Origin of the sequence: Corynebacterium sp., assembly GCF_030532715.1 — a bacterium.
Lineage (GTDB): Bacteria > Actinomycetota > Actinomycetes > Mycobacteriales > Mycobacteriaceae > Corynebacterium.
This window is the reverse complement of record NZ_JAUNKO010000004.1, coordinates 196,750-211,741: the sequence shown is the minus strand read 5'-3', so window position 1 is coordinate 211,741 and position 14,992 is coordinate 196,750. Positions and strand designations below refer to the sequence as shown.

At 60.0% G+C, this 14,992-nt stretch carries 17 protein-coding genes; 9 read left to right on the top strand and 8 right to left on the bottom strand.

What is annotated here, in order from left to right; genetic code table 11:
- Positions 1-137 precede the first annotated feature (137 nt).
- Positions 138-281 (bottom strand): hypothetical protein, encoded by a 144-nt coding sequence (locus Q4D83_RS07915; protein WP_303174503.1) that lies wholly within the window; start codon positions 279-281, stop codon positions 138-140.
- 82 nt (positions 282-363) lie between these two features.
- Positions 364-522, bottom strand: coding sequence for a gallidermin/nisin family lantibiotic (locus Q4D83_RS07910; protein ID WP_303174501.1), 159 nt, complete (start codon positions 520-522; stop codon positions 364-366).
- Between the two features lie 610 nt (positions 523-1,132).
- Between Q4D83_RS07910 and Q4D83_RS07905 the strand changes: the two genes are divergently transcribed.
- Together Q4D83_RS07905 and Q4D83_RS07900 are read left to right on the top strand one after the other, a co-directional pair.
- Positions 1,133-2,491 (top strand): HNH endonuclease signature motif containing protein, encoded by a 1,359-nt coding sequence (locus Q4D83_RS07905; protein ID WP_303174499.1) that lies wholly within the window; start codon positions 1,133-1,135, stop codon positions 2,489-2,491.
- 142 nt (positions 2,492-2,633) lie between these two features.
- Positions 2,634-3,050: a hypothetical protein gene (locus tag Q4D83_RS07900; protein ID WP_303174497.1), complete on the top strand. Its 417-nt coding sequence runs from the start codon at positions 2,634-2,636 to the stop codon at positions 3,048-3,050.
- On the opposite strand, the gene hypE is transcribed toward Q4D83_RS07900, so the two are convergent.
- Positions 3,047-4,129, bottom strand: a complete 1,083-nt coding sequence (gene hypE, locus Q4D83_RS07895; protein ID WP_303174495.1) for a hydrogenase expression/formation protein HypE — start codon at positions 4,127-4,129, stop codon at positions 3,047-3,049. The two genes, Q4D83_RS07900 and hypE, sit on opposite strands and share 4 nt — an antisense overlap.
- Positions 4,130-4,206: 77 nt before the next feature.
- On the opposite strand from hypE, the gene Q4D83_RS07890 reads away from it, so the two are divergent.
- Both Q4D83_RS07890 and hypD read left to right on the top strand, forming a co-directional pair.
- Complete coding sequence (locus Q4D83_RS07890; protein WP_303174494.1) at positions 4,207-4,476, top strand: HypC/HybG/HupF family hydrogenase formation chaperone; 270 nt, start codon at positions 4,207-4,209, stop codon at positions 4,474-4,476.
- Between the two features lie 12 nt (positions 4,477-4,488).
- Positions 4,489-5,619 (top strand): hydrogenase formation protein HypD, encoded by a 1,131-nt coding sequence (gene hypD / locus Q4D83_RS07885; RefSeq protein ID WP_303174492.1) that lies wholly within the window; start codon positions 4,489-4,491, stop codon positions 5,617-5,619.
- Positions 5,620-5,634: 15 nt separating this feature from the next.
- Here the strand turns inward: hypD and Q4D83_RS07880 are convergent, their stop codons facing one another.
- The 5 genes from Q4D83_RS07880 to Q4D83_RS07860 are packed head-to-tail and all read right to left on the bottom strand — an operon-like array spanning position 5,635 to position 8,970.
- Positions 5,635-6,075 (bottom strand): YdcF family protein, encoded by a 441-nt coding sequence (locus Q4D83_RS07880; protein WP_303174490.1) that lies wholly within the window; start codon positions 6,073-6,075, stop codon positions 5,635-5,637.
- Complete coding sequence (gene purE, locus Q4D83_RS07875; protein WP_303174489.1) at positions 6,072-6,572, bottom strand: 5-(carboxyamino)imidazole ribonucleotide mutase; 501 nt, start codon at positions 6,570-6,572, stop codon at positions 6,072-6,074. Before purE ends, Q4D83_RS07880 begins: the two co-directional genes overlap by 4 nt.
- A gap of 1 nt (position 6,573) precedes the next feature.
- A complete protein-coding gene (locus Q4D83_RS07870) occupies positions 6,574-7,779 on the bottom strand; it encodes a 5-(carboxyamino)imidazole ribonucleotide synthase (protein WP_303174487.1) in 1,206 nt (401 codons plus the stop codon).
- A gap of 4 nt (positions 7,780-7,783) precedes the next feature.
- The gene (locus tag Q4D83_RS07865; protein ID WP_303174485.1) at positions 7,784-8,191 is read right to left on the bottom strand and encodes a hypothetical protein; all 408 of its coding nucleotides are present in this window, start codon (positions 8,189-8,191) and stop codon (positions 7,784-7,786) included.
- Positions 8,188-8,970 (bottom strand): biotin--[acetyl-CoA-carboxylase] ligase, encoded by a 783-nt coding sequence (locus Q4D83_RS07860; protein WP_303174484.1) that lies wholly within the window; start codon positions 8,968-8,970, stop codon positions 8,188-8,190. The genes Q4D83_RS07865 and Q4D83_RS07860 overlap by 4 nt, the downstream gene beginning before the upstream one ends.
- Before the next feature lie 205 nt (positions 8,971-9,175).
- On the opposite strand from Q4D83_RS07860, the gene Q4D83_RS07855 reads away from it, so the two are divergent.
- From Q4D83_RS07855 to Q4D83_RS07835, 5 genes are all read left to right on the top strand, one after another.
- On the top strand, positions 9,176-10,795 hold the full coding sequence (locus tag Q4D83_RS07855; protein WP_303174483.1) for an acyl-CoA carboxylase subunit beta: 1,620 nt from the start codon (positions 9,176-9,178) through the stop codon (positions 10,793-10,795).
- A gap of 138 nt (positions 10,796-10,933) precedes the next feature.
- Positions 10,934-12,556, top strand: coding sequence for an acyl-CoA carboxylase subunit beta (locus tag Q4D83_RS07850; RefSeq protein ID WP_303174481.1), 1,623 nt, complete (start codon positions 10,934-10,936; stop codon positions 12,554-12,556).
- Between the two features lie 15 nt (positions 12,557-12,571).
- Positions 12,572-12,805 (top strand): acyl-CoA carboxylase subunit epsilon, encoded by a 234-nt coding sequence (locus Q4D83_RS07845; RefSeq protein ID WP_303174479.1) that lies wholly within the window; start codon positions 12,572-12,574, stop codon positions 12,803-12,805.
- Between the two features lie 225 nt (positions 12,806-13,030).
- Positions 13,031-13,255 (top strand): hypothetical protein, encoded by a 225-nt coding sequence (locus Q4D83_RS07840; protein WP_303174476.1) that lies wholly within the window; start codon positions 13,031-13,033, stop codon positions 13,253-13,255.
- A gap of 430 nt (positions 13,256-13,685) precedes the next feature.
- The gene (locus Q4D83_RS07835; protein ID WP_303174474.1) at positions 13,686-14,573 is read left to right on the top strand and encodes a GIY-YIG nuclease family protein; all 888 of its coding nucleotides are present in this window, start codon (positions 13,686-13,688) and stop codon (positions 14,571-14,573) included.
- Positions 14,574-14,992 lie beyond the last annotated feature (419 nt).

Sequence of the window (14,992 nt, the reverse complement as noted above, 5' to 3'; positions counted from 1 at the left end):
ACTGTATAAATCCCGTTACAACCGGGCAAGGAGTTTGCACAGGTATATCCATAAGTGGATCCCTCATTGCGTTCACGTATCCGCTTGTCTACCTTCTGGTATTCCCCCAATACATTTTCGAATACTTTGAAAAACTATTACGTCAATTCCAGCGGCTCGCTCAATTGTTTGAGCACCATGGCGCGTGCACCCGACGCCGGGCATATCCAAATGTCGCCCACTACCCACATGTCCCCGACCTCACTGCCTTCCCCCGATCTTCGGGTAGCCGGGCTTACCATCCCCGACCACCACCACAATCACACAAAAAATGCGCGGACCAGGGAGAATAATCCCACGGTCCGCGCTTGTGAGCGCTACGCCCTACTTGGAGATGTGCACGTGACAGGTAATGGACTTGAACGCGCACGTCTGCAGCGCGCCGGTGATGCAACCAGGCGTGCACAGCGACTTGGAGGTGATTTGGGTCTCCACGTCGTCCTGGGTGTCGCCTTCTGCGAAATCAAATTCATAGTCAGCCATGATACTCTCCCTTTCAAAACAAGAATGGTGTTTACATTTCGCCGCATTTCCGTTGTTCTCGGTGCGACAATTTCAAATATAGGCCGCTTTTTTGACTTGAAAAGAGCAAACGAAATCAACTAATTCAAAGACATTCCAACGTGACTCAACCCGAAACAGAGCAAACCAATTTGCATCAATGCAATTGAAATTCGCGCGGCAATGTGGCATAAATATCACGCGCGGGGCGTCGATAGGCGGGCGCGGGATGCGGGCCCCTGTTTGGGGGTGGCGGGAGGAAAATTTTCCATCTTTAATCTCAGCGTTTCTGCCGTTCAGGCCACCTTTTAGCCTGCCATGCCGCAGGTTCGTGCGTCACACAGGGCAATGCGGCGGCCTCAGGTACGCCACAACTCAGCGAGAGTGCTACCCATTCAAACATAGCCTAAGGGGCACACTACTCAACACTGTTTGATTCCGCTGGTCGCGCCACGCACCGAGGCCCGTGCTCAGGAAGCAAACATGGCCGTGAGCTGTGCAAACACTGGCTTCAAAGGTGCGGATTCGGTAAAATAAGAGGTATCTGAAACGGCGCACTAAATGTACAAGCCGCACTGGGGAGGTGAACATCATGGGGAAACAGCAAGCTTGGTTCAATGTAGAACGCAGCAAACACCCCGCGGCGCAACACAGCGTTGCGGAAAACAAGCGCGCGTTGGGCATGCTGCTGGGCTGCACCATCGACCATGATCTCACCGTGGTGGATTTACACACCCTCGCGGAACGCACCGCCGCATACACAGTGGGCCTGTACACGCCGTACCAATTGGAAGACGCACTCGGCTTTTGCGCGCGGCTCCACCGCGAACTCGGTGGATTCAAACAGCACGCCCGCGCAGCTGGGGTGGTGAGCGTGCGGCACATGATTGTGATTGAGCAAGTGTTGCGCCGTATGGACAGCCCACTGCCGCCTCATCGCATCCCCCAGCTCGACGCGGCACTGGTGGACAGGTTCACCGCGCACGTACCCAACCAGATCGTGCCCACCCCCGGCCATGTGCGGCGCTGGCTGGAAGACCTACTGCGCGGTTGGGGCATTGAAGACGAAACAACCCCGGAGCCGACGCCGTGCGAGACAGTGCTCACGGTCCCGTCTCTGTCACCGGGGATGACCATGCTCAGCGCGGAACTTCCCGACCTTGACGCCAACGCCATCATGGACCGGGTGACAGCCCACGCGAACGCCCACGATCTCTCCAAGGCGAAAGCCCTGCTGGATTTGGTATGCCACACCACCGAGGTGGAGCGCACCATTGACCGGCGCATCCTGTTCGGCACCGGCACCATCCGCCCTGGCGACCAAGTAAACACCACCTGGTTGTACGGCACGGGCCCAGTAACCAAGCAGCAACGCTGCCTGCTGGACGGCGTCGACGTCGACTTTGTAAATATCCACGAGATCGCCAAACAATGCCGCGCCACGCACGATCCCACCCTGCACTTGCGGCTCGCCGTGCAACTGCGCGACCTTACCTGCCGCTTCCCGGGCTGCACGAAACCCGCCCATCAGTGCGACATCGACCACGTGATCAACCACGAAGCTGGCGGCTGGACCACACTGTCCAACCTGCAATGCCTGTGCCGCAAACACCACAACGCGAAAACGGACCGTCGGGTGCGCGCCGTGATGGACGCCCTCGGGTCAGTAACCTGGTTTCACGCCGACGGCACACTCATCGGCACCACTACCCCCAACGGGCCGCTCGCCGGGATCGAAGGGCTCACCGGTGGAATCACCACCCGCCACTCTGGTCACACCCCTCACGATGGCAACACGAACCCACCCGGCAACAACGGCATCGGCCGCTGGGGTTACACCCTCGCGCAGAAAAACCGTCGCATCCAACGCTGGCGCCAGCAGCAACACACCGCCGCGATCAACTCCGACCCTCCGTCGGCGCTGCCACCCCCGCCTGCGCTCACAACCTAGCCAGCCCCAACGGGAAACCACCCCCGCGGGGCCCCTACCCATGCCCGCAACACGCGAGTTGGCTGGCCAGGCAGGAAATATGCTACCACCTGCGGCAATAATCGGAATCGGCAAATGCGCGTTCACCGATTACGCTGTCACCATGACGATGGTAATAAACAAAATTATTGCCGCCGCGGTGCTAGTTGCGGTGATTGCCTCCTACGTCGTGGTGTTTTCCGGCACCGCAGTACGAGAACTTATCGACTTCTTCATCCTGTCCCTCATCACCGTCGTGCTCGCCGCACTCAACGCCCTCGTCGCCCTCGCGCAACGCAACCAAAAATCAGCGCCCCGCCACCCGTTTACGCTGATCACCAACGTCACCTCCATCGGCGTACTCCTCCTCATCGGCGCCCTGTTTTTCATGCTGTCCGGCGGCTCACCCACCGCCGAAGACGGCAGCAACATCGGCGCAGGCCTCGTCATGCTCGGCGTACACCTATTCGCATTCTTCAATGCGGTACTTGTCCTCGTGACACGCCGGCCCCGCCCAACGCAGCCGGAACCCGCGCCTTAACAAATCCGCGGCAACGGGTCGCCCACCAGCATGTCCACCATGCGCGTCCCACCGAACCCAGTTTTGAGAACTACCGACGCCGCGGGCCGCTCCACCACCTGCCCAACCGCACGCCCTTCGGGCAGGCAAGCAAGCGCGGCGTCAACATCCGCGGGCGGCACAACCACCACAAACGTCCCCTCATTTGCCACGTACAAAGGGTCGATTCCCAACATGTCGCAGGCGGCACGCGTCATATCCCGCACGGGGATCGCAGAATCCTCCAACGCCACCCCCCACCCCGTAGCGCTCGCAAGTTCATTCACGACGGTCGCGAGCCCACCGCGCGTAGCGTCCCGCACCCACCGCGGCTCACAAACTTCGAATAGAGATTCCACCATGTGATGGATAGGGCGGGTATCAGACTCAATCGGCGCCGAAATCGCAAGATCGCCCCGCGCCAACATCACCGCCATGCCGTGATCCGCAATCGGGCCGGAAACGATCACCACATCGCCGGGCTGCGGGGGTGTGGACAAGCGGCCGGGGGGCACCACGCCGACGCCCGCCGTCGTAATATACAGGTTGTCACCTGCGCCTTTCGGCACAACCTTCGTGTCCCCGGCGACAATCTGCACCCCCGCCGCAGCGGCAGCATCCCGCATCGCAGCCACAATCTCGCGCAGCACCGCAATTTCCAGCCCCTCCTCCAGAATAAACGCGGCGGACAAAAACTTCGGCTGCGCGCCGCCCGCGGCGAGGTCGTTCACCGTGCCATTCACTGCGAGTTCGCCAATATTTCCGCCCGGAAAGACGATCGGGTTCACCACATACGAGTCAGTGGAAAATGCGAGCGATCCCTCCGTAGTTGCGGCAATCTCCGCAAGCGGAATCACCGCGGAATCCCCACGCTGCTCCAACACCGAATTCCCGTAAGCGTCGTAAAACACCACCTCCACCAGCGCCGCCGACGCCTTGCCACCAGCACCATGGGCGAGCGTCACATGACTATCAGCAAGCCTGTGCCCCCTCGAACGCACCCGCGAAATATTGAGGTTCACCCGGCGTTCATCCTGGTTCAGACGGTTTTTCGGTTCCATGATTCTCCTTGCCTAGCAACGTTCAAACTCATGGTATCCCCGCTGGTAGTGTGAGACGTGGTGAAAGGAGCAGCAATATGTGCCTCGGGGTGCCCGCGCAAATCGTGGAAATCCAAGACGACGCCCGCGCGACAGTAAGTATCAGCGGCGTATCCAGGGTCATTTCAACCGAACTGTTAATCGGGGAAGAACTTCACCTTGGCGATTGGGTGCTGGTGCACGTCGGCTTCGCACTCAGCACCATCGACGAAGAAGAAGCCCAGATTACGTTGCAACAAATCAAACAACTCGGCGGCGATACGTTCGAAGACGAACTCGAATCGTTTACCACCTCGGATATCACCTAGTAGGCACCCCGCATGAAATACGTTGATGAATTCCGCGACCCCGCCGCCGCGAAAGCCCTGCTGCACCGCATCGAGCGGGACGCCGACAAGGTGGGCACACAGCTCCACCTCATGGAAATCTGCGGTGGTCACACCCACACGATTTACCGCTACGGGCTGGAAAACCTCCTGCCAGAATCAATCAACCTAGTGCACGGCCCCGGCTGCCCAGTGTGCGTCATCCCTATGGGCCGCGTCGACGACGCCCTGTGGCTCGCCGAACAACCAGACGTCATCCTCACCACCTTCGGGGACATGATGCGAGTGCCCGGCAGCTCCGACTCGCTCCTCGGCGCCCGCGCTCGCGGGGCAGACGTCCGGTTCGTCTACTCCCCACTTGATGCGCTCAAACTTGCAAAAGAAAACCCGGCGAAACAGGTGGTGTTTTTCGCCGTCGGTTTCGAAACCACCGCACCGTCGACCGCAGTCACCCTGGAAACCGCGCGCCGCGAACAACTACCCAACTTCTCCGTATTCTCCAACCACGTCACCATCGAGCCCCCGCTCCGCGCACTCGTCAACGACGGCAACACTCAAGTGGGCGGCTTCATCGGGCCCGGCCACGTAGCCACCATTATCGGCACTCAAGCATTCGAATTCTTGCCGCGCGAATTTAATCGCCCCGTCGTGGTCGCCGGGTTCGAACCACTGGACATTTTGCAGGCGGTTGACATGCTGCTGCAACAATTCATCGAAGGTCGCGCCGAGGTAGGGAACCAATACGCCCGGGTAGTCCGCCCAACTGGCAACCCCGGCGCCCTCCAACTCATGAAACGCGTGTTCGAGACTCGAGATAGCTTTGAATGGCGGGGGTTGGGCTGGCTGGAACACTCCGGCCTCGGCATCGCCAGCGAATACGCCACCTGGGACGCCGAACAACGCTTCGACATCCCCGGAAAGCGTGTGCCTGATCCCGCAGCCTGCGAATGCGGGGCAGTACTCACCGGCCACATTAAGCCTTGGCAATGCCGAGTCTTCGGCACCGCATGCACCCCAGCAACGCCGATCGGCACCTGCATGGTCTCCCCCGAAGGCGCTTGCGCCGCCTATTACAATTTCGGACGAATCGACCGCGAAGCCAACGCCGAACTCTCGCTCACCTAAGAGACCGCACGCAACCTACCCGCCACGCTGGTAGGTTTTCCACCTGCGCCACACCACGCGCGCGCCGGAATGCAAAAAGGCGAAAGCTTCGCGTAGAAGATGCTTGAGCAGCACTTCTCGTGGGGTGCGGGCGCCCACGACTTGGACGGGGATGTTGTGGTGCCACGCCCACATGCGTACCCGCGGGAGGTGGTAGGTGTTGGTCACCACCAACCAGCCGCTGCCCCCAAGTAATGCGTGGACGCGTTCGAGGTTTTCGTTCGTGGAGGTGGCGTGTTCCTCCGTAATAATGACTTCCGCGGGTACGCCACGGGCGATGAGCCAGTCCCGCATATACGGCGCTTCCCCATATCCAGTGACCACAACACAATGCCCAATATGCGGCAATGCCGCCTCCAACCTGCGATCAAGGGCAGGTCCGGGGCGGCAGCCGAGGATCACTACAGGTGTGTTCATGCGCCGCGCAGCCGCTCGCGAAGCGCTTGATCTTTCTTCAGTACCTCCACCCGCATGGCCTCCTGATAGTTCACCATGCGTTCGAGCAGCTCCGGCGCGCCAGCACTCAAGATTCGCACCGCCAAAAGTCCGGCATTCTTGGCCCCGCCAATGGAGACGGTAGCCACGGGCACCCCACCGGGCATTTGCACAATGGAGAGCAGCGAGTCCATGCCGTCGAGTTCACTGAGGGCGCGGGGCACACCGATCACTGGCAGCGGAGTAGCCGCCGCGACCATTCCTGGTAAGTGGGCGGCGCCGCCGGCGCAAGCGATGATGCATTTCAATCCGCGGGTGTGGGCCTGCTTCGCGTAGTCCAGCATGCGGTCGGGGGTGCGGTGCGCGGACACCACCCCAACCTCGAAGGGAATGCCGAATTCGGCGAGGATTTCTGCGGCTGGTTCCACGGTGGGCCAGTCCGAATCGGAGCCCATGATCAGGCCAACCAACGGCGACATGCTAGTCCTTTCGAGCGGGATACCCGTCAGCCCACACGGCGTGCACGAGGAAGTGGGCGGCGAGTTCGGCGCGGCGTCGTAACTCGGTGACGGGTTCGTCGGAGCAAATGTTTACGTGGCCGATTTTACGGCCCGGGCGCCACCCCTTGCCGTACAGGTGCACCTTCGCATCGGGGAACCGCTGCCACACCTCACGGACCCGCTCCGGCATCGGCAGCTCAGGGTCTTCCTCGCCGCCCAACACGTTCGCCATCACGGTATGCGCGCCGAGGCAGCGAGTGGCGCCCAACGGACGGTCCATAACGGCCCGCAAGTGCTGCTCAAATTGGCTGGTCACGCACCCGTCTTGAGTCCAGTGCCCAGTGTTGTGGGGGCGCATGGCCAACTCGTTTACCCAAATGCCGTCTGCGGTTTCGAAGAGCTCCACGGCCATCACCCCGGTCACGCCAAGAGCGTCGGCAATATGGCATGCGAGGTCGGTGGCGGCGTCGGCGAACTGGCAGTCCTCGGCCGGGGCGATGGCTTCCACGCAAACGCCGTCGCGCTGAATGGAATGCACCACCGGCCACGGCTCGACGGTTCCACTAGGGGTGCGGGCAACCATGGCGGAAAGTTCCCGCACGAGGGGCATTTTACGTTCGGCCAGGAGCGGCACGCGCTGGGTAAGCAGGGTGTCAACAAGCTCGGTGAATTCGGCACGTGTTGCGGGGAACCACACGCCCTTGCCGTCGTATCCGCCGCGGCGGGCTTTCAGGCAAACTTCGCCAGCGACGGTATCCCAAAAAGCGAGCGCATCCTCGCGGGTAGAAACCTCCGCGAACGGGGGCACCGGCGCGCCGATTGCCGCCAACCGTTGGCGCATCACCAGCTTATCTTGGGCGTTGACGAGCGCTTCCGGCCCGGGCTGCACGTTCACCCCCTCCGCAACCAATTGGTGCAGGTGTTCGGTTGGCACGTGTTCGTGGTCGAAGGTGACCACGCACGACCCAGCCGCGACTCTGCGCAGCGCATCCAACTCAAGGTAGTCCCCGAGGACAACGTCGGCGGCAACTTGCGCAGCGGAGGCGTTCCGCGCGCCGGCCAGGAGGCGAACGGATTGGCCGAGTTCGATGGCGGCAGTGTGCATCATGCGGGCGAGCTGGCCGTCGCCGATTACTGCAACGACGGGCATTCCCGGCGCGTGGGCGTCAGTGGGGTGGTTATTCACCCGATTAACTATAGGACAGCTGGTTGATTGTATCCGCAATTCTTTTCGCTTTTGGCACGCCCGTGACGTACACGGGGCCAGCCTGCGTGTGTAGCGTGAGCATGTCCCGATGACGCCCAGCACCCCGCACCACCCGCATCGGAATCGTCATGGTGCGCGAAAACAACCCAGGGTTGCGCACCCGAATTTCAGTGTCAGTGACGGTGAGGCGTCGGCGGCGTTGCTTGAGCAGCGGCAGCACGAAGCGCCACAACACGCACAGCGCCCACACCAGCACCACGAGATTGCGCCACGGGTAGAAGTCACGGTCGAGGAAACCCACCAGCATCCAAAACGCCGCGGTGAACGCCAACATCTCCACCACCGGCATCGCCATTGCGCGCAGCGGGGACGTCACATCAACGTAGGTCATTGCAACCTCAGGTGGGTTACATCACCTGCGGCCAACTCGTGCAGAGTTCCCTGCTTATCGACGACCCGCAACTTACCGTCTTCAGCCACATCTACCGCCTCACCAAGAAGGATTGCATCACCAGGCAACACTACCTTGACTTGCTGCCCAATGGAGGAGCACACCTGGCGGTAGTCGCGGATCAGGGTGGGGTCGTTGTGAATCCACTGGCTCAGGCGATTGTGCAACGCCAACAGGATCTGCGCCGCCAATTCCGTGCGATCGAACTGCTGATCAGGGAAGGCAAGGTCGAGGGAAATGGCATGCGGCACCGGAAGTTCCGCCTCCGTGAGCGAAACGTTGAGCCCCAACCCCATGACGAGTGCGGGGTGCTCGTCAAGAGCCACGGCCTCGCCTAAGATCCCGCACAGTTTGCGCCCCTGCACGAGCACGTCGTTGGGCCATTTCAGGCGGGCTTCGATGGGCAGGGCATCAAGGATCGCCAGCCCGGTGATCAGTGGCATGGTGCCTAAGCGTTGCAGCGTCTCCGCGGGCGGGCGCATCAGGATAGACAAAATCACCTGGCTACCCGACGGTGCCGTCCAGACGCGGCCGTGCCTGCCCCGCCCCGCATGCTGGTACTCGGTCACGTGCGCCGTCCACGCTGGGGCGCCGCGCTGCGCCGCGAGCGCCAAGTCCGCGTTGGTGGAGCCGGTGGATTCCGTGTACACCACATCCGCGTAGACGCCTGCGACGGCGGCACGCAAACGCGGCACATCGAGCGGTGTTCGGTCAGTCATGGGTGCCACTCTAGCTGAGACGTGACTGGGGCAACACAATTTCTTGAGGTCGATGTTCGCCCCCACAACCTTTGCAACACTCAGCATTCCCGCTGCTCACACACAGTTCATTTTGGGGAGAAACACATCCAACTCTGCAACGTGGCACAAATCACTCGCGTTTTGTAGTGGAAACAAACGCAGCCATGGTCTAGTATCCAAAAACATGACTATTTCCTCACGTTTGATCGAGATCGCGCCCATGACCACTGCCGACAAGATCGCTGATCTGAAGGCACGCCGTGCAGAAGCGCAATACCCGGTCGGCCACCGCCCGGTGGCAAAGGTGCACGACGCCGGTCGCCTCACCGCACGGGAACGTCTAGATTACCTGCTCGATGAAGGCTCCTTTATGGAGACCGACCAGCTGACCCGCCACCGCACCCATGCGTTCGGTATGCAGAAGCGCCGCCCCACCACCGACGGCATCATCACCGGCTGGGGCACCATCGACGGCCGTGAGGTTTGCATCTTCTCCCAAGACGGCACCGTCTTCGGCGGCGCGCTCGGCGAAGTCTACGGTGAGAAAATGATCAAGATCATGGAGCTGGCCGTGGCTACCGGCCGCCCGCTGATCGGCCTGTACGAAGGCGCCGGTGCCCGCATCCAGGACGGTGCGGTGTCGCTGGACCTCATCGCGCAGACCTTCTACCACAACATCAACGCCTCCGGCGTGGTGCCGCAAATCTCCGTGATCATGGGTTCCTGCGCTGGCGGCAATGCCTACTCCCCCGCGCTCACGGACTTTGTGGTGATGGTGGACCAGACCTCCAAGATGTTCGTCACCGGGCCCGACGTGATCAAGACCGTCACCAGTGAAGACATCTCCCAGGAAGAACTGGGCGGCGCAAACGTCCACATGGAAAAGGCCGGCAACTCGCACTTCACCGCAACCAGCGACGAAGAAGCCCTCGACTGGGTGCAGGACCTGGTGTCCTTCCTCCCCTCCAACAACCGCCAGCAGGCGCCGCTGGAGGACTTTGACCGCGAGGAAGGCACCATCGAGGAAAACATGACTCCGGATGACCTCAAGCTGGACCACATCATCCCGGATTCCCCGACTATTCCTTATGATATTCGCGACGTCATCGAAAGCATCACCGACGACGGCACCTACCTGGAGATCCAGGAAGACCGCGCCCCCAACGTCGTCATCGCGTTCGGCCGCGTGGAAGGCCAGTCCGTGGGCTTCGTGGCAAACCAGCCGATGCACTTCGCCGGCTGCCTGGACATCGACGCTTCCGAAAAAGCCGCCCGCTTCGTGCGCACCTGCGATGCCTTTAATATTCCGATCGTGATGCTGGTGGACGTCCCCGGCTTCCTGCCCGGCTCCGGCCAGGAGTACGACGGCATTCTGCGCCGCGGCGCCAAGCTGCTCTACGCCTACGGTGAGGCGACCGTGCCGAAGATTACCGTGACCCTGCGCAAGGCCTACGGTGGCGCGTACTGCGTCATGGGTTCCAAGGGCTTGGGCGCCGACGTGAACTTGGCGTGGCCGACCGCGCAGATCGCCGTGATGGGAGCCGCGGGCGCCGTGGGCTTCCTCTACCGCCGCGAAATTGCCGACGCCGCGGAGCGCGGCCTGGACGTCGCCGAACTCACCAAGTCCTTCGAACGCGAATACGAGGACTACATGCTCACCCCGTACCTCGCCGCGGAGCGCGGGCTTATCGACGCCGTGATCGTACCGTCCGAAACCCGCGGACAGATCGCCCGCAACCTCCGCCTGCTGCGCGATAAGAACGTGGCACGGCCGGCCCGCAAGCACGGAAATATCCCGCTGTAAGGCACCCCCAGCCGTACCCCCTGTTCTCTCATGTGATCTTGAGCGGTTACCCCCATTGATGTGGGAAAAACCACTCAAGATCACAGTTGTTTGCCCACACTGGCAAAAAACTGCGAACAAAGATTTACACTGATTGCCATGACTGCTGCCAACACCGGCGCCGAAGCGCCTGATCTCACCACTACCGCCGGCAAGCTGGCTGACCTACGCGCCCGCATTGCCGAGACCCAAGCGCCCATGGGGCAAGCCGCCGTGGAGAAGTCCCACACGGCTGGTAAGAAGACCGCGCGCGAGCGCATCGAATACCTCCTTGACGAAGGTTCGTTCGTAGAGATCGACGCCCTCGCACGTCACCGCTCCAAGAACTTCGGGCTCGACGCGAAGCGCCCGGTTACGGACGGTGTTGTGACCGGTTATGGCACCATTGACGGCCGCAAAGTCTGCGTCTTTTCCCAAGACGGCGCCATCTTCGGCGGCGCACTGGGCGAAGTTTACGGCGAAAAAATCGTCAAAGTTATGGACATGGCCATCAAGACGGGTGTACCGCTGATCGGCATCAACGAGGGTGCGGGCGCCCGCATCCAAGAGGGCGTTGTCTCCCTCGGCCTTTACTCCCAAATCTTCTTCCGCAACACGCAAGCTTCCGGCGTGATCCCGCAGATCTCCCTCATTATGGGTGCCTGCGCCGGTGGCCACGTGTACTCCCCCGCCTTGACCGACTTCATCATCATGGTGGATAAGACCTCCAAGATGTTCATCACCGGCCCCGACGTGATCAAGACCGTCACCGGCGAGGAAGTCACCCAAGAAGAGCTGGGTGGTGCGCACACCCACATGGCCACCTCCGGCACCTCCCACTACACCGCCTCCGACGACGCCGACGCCCTCGACTGGGCACGCGAACTCGTGTCCTACCTGCCGCAGAACAACCGTGCGGAAGCCCCGCGGGCGGAAGCTGACCTCATGGTGGGCTCCATCCAAGAAAACATCAACGAATCCGACCTCGAGCTGGACACCCTCATCCCGGATTCCCCGAACCAGCCGTACGACATGAAAGACGTGATCACCCGCGTCGTCGACGACGGCGAATTCTTCGAAATCCAGGAAGGCTACGCCGAAAACATCATCATCGGCTTCGGCCGCGTCGAAGGCCGCTCCGTAGGCATCGTAGCCAACCAGCCCATGCAATTCGCCGGCTGCTTGGACATCAAGGCCTCCGAAAAAGCCGCCCGCTTCGTACGCACCTGCGACGCCTTCAATATCCCAATCATCGAATTCGTTGACGTCCCCGGCTTCCTGCCCGGCACCAACGAAGAATACAACGGCATCATTCGCCGCGGCGCCAAGCTCCTCTACGCCTACTGCGAAGCCACCGTTGGCAAGATCACCGTGATCACCCGCAAGTCCTACGGCGGCGCATACTGCGTCATGGGCGGCAAGGAAATGGGCGCAGACCTCGTCCTCGCATGGCCCACCGCACAAATCGCCGTCATGGGTGCCGCAGGCGCAGTTGGCTTCATCTACCGCAAGGAGATCAAGGCCGCCGCCGCCGAAGGCAAAGACGTCATGAAGGTGATGAAGGAATACGAGCGCGAGTACGAAGACACCCTGGTCAACCCGTACATGGCCGCCGAACGCGGCTATGTCGACGCCGTCATTCCGCCTTCCGAGACCCGCGGCCAAATCATCGAAGGCCTCCGCCTGCTGGACCGCAAGGTTGTTCAGGTTCCGGCCAAGAAGCACGGCAACATTCCGCTGTAAACCGAAAGGCCCTCTATGTCTCAAGACACCACCACGAGCGAGGCAACCAAGCCCTTCCTCACCATCGTCAACGGCAACCCCGACGATACCCAGGTTGCGGCACTCACCGTCTTGTTCGCCACCATGGCATCCAACGCCGTGGCCCAAGAAGCAGAACGCGAGCGCAACATGTGGGGCAGTTACGACGACCGCCTGCGCATGCACGCCTCCTACAACCCTGCATCATTCCGCAACGTGAGCTTCTACTAGTCGCAGCTCACCCGCCGAACTCCCCCGCTTGTTGGCCGGGGGAGTTTTCGTATCGGCATGACAAACGATAACAACAAGGTTTCAGCACATGAGCTGTGTAATATCCACAGCACACCCTTCGATACATTGAATGAATAGCTCAAGAAGCACTGCCTTATCCTGAATCTTCCACCCATAAAGATTCCGGGCTATTTCATTGTTTTGTAACTCGAACCGAAGGACACCATGACCAACAAATTCACTCGCCGCATCACGACCGCAGGCGCCACCGCCCTCGTCGCAGGCACCGCGCTCATCCCCCAAGCAGCCGCCGCTGACCTCAGCCAAAGCGTGAAAGAGTCAGTTCAAGAATTCCTCTGGAACGCCCTGAACACCATCTTCTGGATCCCCGCGGGCATTTCCATGGAACTCGGCATCTTCGACCTGCTCGGCAAACTATCCGGCAACTAGAACCGTAGGCTGCGAAACAAAAGCAACCGCAAATCAACCACCAACAGGGCACCTACTTGAAAAAGTGGTGTCCTGTTGTCGTGTGCAACTGCCACCTACCTGTTAGCTGGACGGGAAAATACGATCACTGCGATACCCACGGTGTCAAAAATTCAGAAATGTCATCTCTCGCCATGCACGCTTTTCACTCGCATCAGGATTGCGCAAAGACGATAGCCCTGCCCGTGACAGCACCAACTCTTGCCAGCGTTCACTTGCACGCGGAAGCAACGTGTGAAAGCTACATCGTTGCAGTTCACGTAGATACCTGGATCAACACCTTGCAACTAACCTAACTATCACAACATATATCCTTGTCGAATAGGCACAACAACGCGAGGAAAGATTGAGGTTACCCGTGGCATTCCCTAGGACTGTCCAGCTTTTCTTGATGGACGGCTCACCCAATGGGCGGATCAAGTGTTCCCTCGACAACTGGGTAGGCAAGGTTTATTCCATCCCTCGAACGGAGATCACCCGTTCGAAGGATCGCTCCGAGCTCAGCCAGACTGGTATCTATCTACTGTTCGGCACTGACATAGAGTCCGGCGACGAACTGCTTTACGTTGGTCAAGCACGCGAACGCAAAAATGGAAACGGTGTGCTAAGCAGAGTCGCTGAACATCTAGGGGATGAAAAGCTGGATTACTTCACGCACGCGATTCTGATCATTGACTCTGATAATTCACTCGGACCGACCGAAATTTCATATCTAGAAAACGCTTTTTACCAGCAGGCGATTGCCGCGGATCGGGTGCGGGCGGTCAATAGCAATGACCCCTCACCAGGCAACGTCACCGAAGAGAAACAGGCTGCGTTGGATGAATTCATTGCCAACGCGAAGATCCTTATCGGCTCACTTGGTTACCGAGTTTTCGACGCAGTAGATGACGCAAAGGCAGCCATCAAATCCCCGACTGAAGCAGCATCTCTGAGTGTAGAGCCGATGCTGTACCTCAACTGTGCTGGCGCATCTGGTTATGGTCGGCAGACCACTGATGGTTTCGTGGTCTTAGCTGGAGCAAAGCTGCGACCTAATCTGACTCATTCGGCACCCGAAGCAACAAAGAAGAACCGCGAACGTTTCGCCGATCGAATTAGCCCAGACTTTGAACTGCTACGCGACACCTTATTCACTTCGCCGTCCGCGGCCTCCAACTTCCTCACAGGTTCCTCCACCTCCGGTAAGGCGACTTGGAAAAATGGTGACGGCACTACACTTCGCGAACTGGAACAAGCTGAACTCAAGGCTGCGTCAAACAAGGGGCTGTACTTCTAAATTGTCCTCACATCCAGTGCCGCCCCTTCATTGGCCGAGATACCTTGAACTCAAAACCGACACCCCTCCCTTTTAGACTATCTTCTTGGCAACTTGAGAACACGCATACATGACTGCCCAGGATGCAGGAATCGCACTGGACATCGAGGACCCTACAGCAGTACATAATTAGCACAGTGTTACGTCTCGGCCCTTTACCCCGATAGCGTTAGTAGCAGCCCAAATGCATTTGTTTTTCCGAGATTGCCACCCCTCAGCTTTTGGGCTGCACCCCATATACTGGCCAGCTTCTGGGCACAGACGTTGAAGCGCGACCGCCGGAGAATCGTCGGACCTCGTTGCTGGCCACGAAGGGACGTGAGGGATATGGCCGCCCCGTATGAAATCTCTAGCATGAGCGGCACCGAACGTTACCACTG

Coding starts and splice junctions, on each gene's coding strand:
- Q4D83_RS07860 (WP_303174484.1), bottom strand. CDS start 8,970: ATGACTGACCGAACACCGCTCGATGTGCCGCGTTTGCGTGCCGCCGTC.
- hypE (WP_303174495.1), bottom strand. CDS start 4,129: ATGGAACCGAAAAACCGTCTGAACCAGGATGAACGCCGGGTGAACCTC.
- Q4D83_RS07865 (WP_303174485.1), bottom strand. CDS start 8,191: ATGACCTACGTTGATGTGACGTCCCCGCTGCGCGCAATGGCGATGCCG.
- Q4D83_RS07900 (WP_303174497.1), top strand. CDS start 2,634: ATGACGATGGTAATAAACAAAATTATTGCCGCCGCGGTGCTAGTTGCG.
- Q4D83_RS07915 (WP_303174503.1), bottom strand. CDS start 281: ATGGTAAGCCCGGCTACCCGAAGATCGGGGGAAGGCAGTGAGGTCGGG.
- Q4D83_RS07880 (WP_303174490.1), bottom strand. CDS start 6,075: ATGAACACACCTGTAGTGATCCTCGGCTGCCGCCCCGGACCTGCCCTT.
- Q4D83_RS07890 (WP_303174494.1), top strand. CDS start 4,207: ATGTGCCTCGGGGTGCCCGCGCAAATCGTGGAAATCCAAGACGACGCC.
- Q4D83_RS07835 (WP_303174474.1), top strand. CDS start 13,686: ATGGACGGCTCACCCAATGGGCGGATCAAGTGTTCCCTCGACAACTGG.
- Q4D83_RS07905 (WP_303174499.1), top strand. CDS start 1,133: ATGGGGAAACAGCAAGCTTGGTTCAATGTAGAACGCAGCAAACACCCC.
- Q4D83_RS07850 (WP_303174481.1), top strand. CDS start 10,934: ATGACTGCTGCCAACACCGGCGCCGAAGCGCCTGATCTCACCACTACC.
- Q4D83_RS07840 (WP_303174476.1), top strand. CDS start 13,031: ATGACCAACAAATTCACTCGCCGCATCACGACCGCAGGCGCCACCGCC.
- Q4D83_RS07910 (WP_303174501.1), bottom strand. CDS start 522: ATGGCTGACTATGAATTTGATTTCGCAGAAGGCGACACCCAGGACGAC.
- Q4D83_RS07855 (WP_303174483.1), top strand. CDS start 9,176: ATGACTATTTCCTCACGTTTGATCGAGATCGCGCCCATGACCACTGCC.
- purE (WP_303174489.1), bottom strand. CDS start 6,572: ATGTCGCCGTTGGTTGGCCTGATCATGGGCTCCGATTCGGACTGGCCC.
- Q4D83_RS07845 (WP_303174479.1), top strand. CDS start 12,572: ATGTCTCAAGACACCACCACGAGCGAGGCAACCAAGCCCTTCCTCACC.
- hypD (WP_303174492.1), top strand. CDS start 4,489: ATGAAATACGTTGATGAATTCCGCGACCCCGCCGCCGCGAAAGCCCTG.